The sequence below is a fragment of the Rhodosalinus sp. FB01 genome, from assembly GCF_041365715.1.
GTDB lineage: Bacteria > Pseudomonadota > Alphaproteobacteria > Rhodobacterales > Rhodobacteraceae > Rhodosalinus.
This window is the reverse complement of the sequence record NZ_JBGFSH010000041.1, coordinates 1-683: the sequence shown is the minus strand read 5'-3', so window position 1 is coordinate 683 and position 683 is coordinate 1. Positions and strand designations below refer to the sequence as shown.

At 67.1% G+C, this 683-nt stretch carries 1 protein-coding gene and 1 pseudogene; both read left to right on the top strand.

Annotated elements, in window-relative coordinates; all coding sequences use genetic code 11:
• Positions 1-405: ExeA family protein (locus AB6A65_RS16440; protein WP_371039474.1), on the top strand; the 405-nt coding region annotated here is incomplete at its 5' end.
• A pseudogene (locus tag AB6A65_RS16435) lies at positions 402-683 on the top strand (lipopolysaccharide biosynthesis protein); the annotation flags it as partial. The gene AB6A65_RS16440 and the pseudogene AB6A65_RS16435, both read left to right, overlap by 4 nt.

Here is a 683-nt window from a genome sequence, read left to right as displayed (position 1 = left end):
CTCACCAACATCAACGCCAACAAGGACGACCTCGTGCAGCTCGTGCTGGTGGGCCAGCCGGAACTGCGCGAGATGATCGAAAGCCCGCGGCTGCGCCAGCTCGCGCAGCGCGTGGCGGCAAGCTATCACCTGCGCGCGATGGATGAGGCGACCGTGCAGGCCTACATCCGCCACCGCCTCGAATGCGCGGGCGGGCAGGGGAGCGAGTTCACCCCCGACGCCTGCCGCGCGATCTTCGAGAAGAGCCGCGGCGTGCCCCGGCTCGTCAACCAGCTGTGCGAGTTCGCGATGCTCTATGCCTGGAGCGCGGACACCCGCACGATCGACGCGCAGATCGTCGCGAACGTGCTCGACGACGGTGTCTTTTTCGCAGGCTATCTACCCGAGGAGAGCGAGGCCCGATGAGCGAGGTCCGGTACTACCTGTCGATCTTCCTGCGGCGTCTGCCGTTCTTCCTGCCGGTCTTCCTGGTGATCTCGGCGGCGTCGGTGATCGTGGCCTATACGTTGCCGCCGGCCTATGTCAGCGAGACGCGGCTCGTGGTTCAGTCGCCGCAGATCCCCGAGGAGCTCGCGCCCTCGACGGTGCAGATCCCGGCGCTCGAACAGCTCCAGATCATCCAGCAACGGCTGCTCACGCGCGCCAACCTGCTCGACATCGCGCGCCAGCTCGACGTGCTGCCC